The organism is Amycolatopsis sp. SID8362, from assembly GCF_010550475.1.
Lineage (GTDB): Bacteria > Actinomycetota > Actinomycetes > Mycobacteriales > Pseudonocardiaceae > Amycolatopsis > Amycolatopsis eburnea.
Window position 1 is genome coordinate 1 of sequence record NZ_JAAGNB010000802.1, and the last position, 2,534, is coordinate 2,534.

The following is a 2,534-nucleotide window of genomic DNA, read 5'->3' on the forward strand; positions in this document are numbered from 1 at the left end:
ACGCGGATGCGCGACCGCGCGTGCCCGCGCGCGTTGTCGACCAGGTTCCGCACCGCCCGCCGCAGCTGGGCCTCGCTGCCGTGCACCTTCGCCGGCCCGGCCCGGACCTCGACCTCCAGCGCGCTTTCGCCGCGGACGCGCTCGGCTTCGGCGCGGACGATGTCGTCGAGGTCGACCTCGGTGCGCTGCGGCCGGTCGGTGGCGTCGTCGGTGCGGGCCAGCATCAGCAGGTCGTCGACGAGTTCGCGCAGCCGCGCGGTTTCGCGGCCGATCACCGGCACCAGGTCACCGGTGCTCTCCGGGTGCCGCCCGGAGACGTCGAGCGCGGTGCTGATCGTCGAGAGCGGCGACCGCAGCTCGTGGCTGGCGTCGGCGACGAACCGGCGTTGCGCGGCCTGCGCGGACGCCAGCCGCGACAGCATTTCGTTGAGCGTCACGGCCAGCCGGTGCACCTCGTCCCCGCCCGGCGGCAGCGGCACGCGCGCGGCGAGGTCGCGCGTCGAGATCTCCGCGACGGTCCGGCGCATCCGCTCGACCGGCCGCAGCGCCGACCCTACCGCGCGGTAGACGGCGAGGCCGGAGATCGCGAGCAGCGGCACGGCGATCAGGCCGAGCAGCAGCGTCAGCCGGGTGGACGCCTCGGTCACCGGCTCCAGCGAGCGCGCGGAGATCACCGTGAACGGCCCGCCCGGCCCGTTCACCTCCTGCGACACCACGCGGTAGTCGTCGCTGTCGCCGTTCAGCCCGAGCGGGAGCGTCTCGATGGTCTCGAAGCCGACGACCGGCCGCGAGGCGGTCAGCGGCGGGTGCCCGACGATCGCGGGGTCGCTCGCGATCGGCACGCCCCGCGCGTCCAGCACCTGCGTCACGGCTTCGGTGTCGCCGGTGCTGGCGACGTCGCTCGCGCTGAGGTCGCGCGCGCCTTCGCGGACGAGCTGGATGGCGACCTGGCGGCCGGTGCTGCGCGCACTCTCGGTGACGCTGCGGTCGAGCGACTCCTCCAGCAGCAGCACGACGACCACGCCCGCGGCGGCGATGGCCAGCGCGAGCGCGAACACCGCCACGGCGGTGGTGCGCATCCGGACCCCGGTCGCGGCGATCACCCTGCCCAGTCTCACCAACGCAGCGTAACCGCGGACCGCCGACCACCGCGGTTCCGCCGCGGTCACGTCCACCACGTCACCGCCACACCCCGCGCTGTAAGCACCCCAATGTGGCCTTGGTTGCGTCTCGCGCACCGAAGGCCGCCTTGGTTGCGTCTGACGCACCGAAGGCCACCTTGGGGCGCTTGCCGCGGGTCCGGAGTGGCGGGCGGGGCATCGGGGTCACCGCCGGCGTCGGGTGGCGGTGAGGCGTTCCGTGCGCAGGCGGTCGACCTCCGGGAGGTCCAGCGGGGGCAGCGGGTGGCCCGCCACCCAGCTCAGCAGCAGGTCCGCCAGCTCCGGGTTCCGGGCCAGCGCCGGGCCGTGCAGGTACGTGCCGATGACCCGGTCCGTCACCGCGCCTTCCGTGCCGTCGCCGTTGCCCGTGCCGCGCACGACCGACCCGAGCGGCTCGCTGTCCGCGCCGAGCTTGCTGACGCCCAGGTGGTTCTCGAAGCCGGTCAACGGCGCGCGCCCCAGCAGCTCGGACGACGTCGCGACCAGCTCGGCCACCGCGCGCCGCTCGCCGGCTTCCGTGGTCACGTCGAGGAGGCCCAGGCCGTCGTGCTCGACGCCGTCGAGGCCGCGGAAGCGGGTGCCGAGCACCTGCAAGCCCGCGCAGACGCCGAAGACCACCGCGCCGCGCGAGCGCGATCGCCAGTGCTTCCGCAGGTGGGCGGCGGCCAGCGCCTGTGCGCCGTCCTCGCCGCCGCCGAGCAGGTACAGGTCCAAAGTGGACGGGACCGGCTCGCCCAACCCGACCGGCACCACCTCGGCGTCCAGCCCGCGCCAGCGCAGCCGTCGGCAGAGCACCTGCGCGTTGCCGGTGTCGCCGTACGTGCCCAGCACCTCCGGCAGCAACAGTCCGATGTGGACGACCGACTCAGCCACCGGGCAGCCGTCCGACCAGGTCCCGGAACGCCGTGTAGTTGGCGACCAGCTCGACGCCGCCGGGCGGGAGGCCGTCGATCGCGGCGACCGGGTCCGGCTCGGTCCAGTGCGCGACTTCGGCGTAGCAGAGCCGGACGGCGAGGTCGGCGGCGCGCTCGCCGGTCACGACGACCTGGCGCCCGCGCAGCCGCTCGAAGTGCACGTCCCAGAGCCAGGACAGGTCCCGCCCGTCGGCTTCCTGCGCGTTCACCGCGACGATCACCGGCGTGTCCTCGTCCAGCACGCGCAGCGTTTCGACCCAGCCGGCCGGGTTCTTCGCCAGCATCAGCCGCACGAAGTGCCGGGACCGGCGGATCGTGCGGTAGCGGCCGCCGATGTCGGAGATGGTGCGCAGCCGGGCGGCCGCGGTGTGCGGTGGCACGCCGAGCCGGTGCGCGGCGGCCAGCGCGAGCGCCGCGTTGGCCCGGTTCGCGTCCCCCGGCAGCCGCAGGTCGAGGTCGA

General features: G+C 74.9%; 3 protein-coding genes. All 3 read right to left on the reverse strand.

Features of this window, described 5'->3' with window-relative positions:
* Nucleotides 1-1,118, reverse strand: a 1,118-nt coding sequence (locus G3I65_RS24835; protein WP_309235681.1) for a HAMP domain-containing sensor histidine kinase, incomplete at its 3' end; no start/stop codon positions are given.
* 207 nt (nt 1,119-1,325) lie between these two features.
* Nucleotides 1,326-2,033, reverse strand: a complete 708-nt coding sequence (locus G3I65_RS24840; RefSeq protein ID WP_160698236.1) for a type 1 glutamine amidotransferase — start codon at nt 2,031-2,033, stop codon at nt 1,326-1,328.
* Nucleotides 2,026-2,534 (reverse strand): DUF1727 domain-containing protein (locus G3I65_RS24845; protein ID WP_160698237.1); only part of this gene is annotated, 509 nt, incomplete at its 5' end. The genes G3I65_RS24840 and G3I65_RS24845, both read right to left, overlap by 8 nt.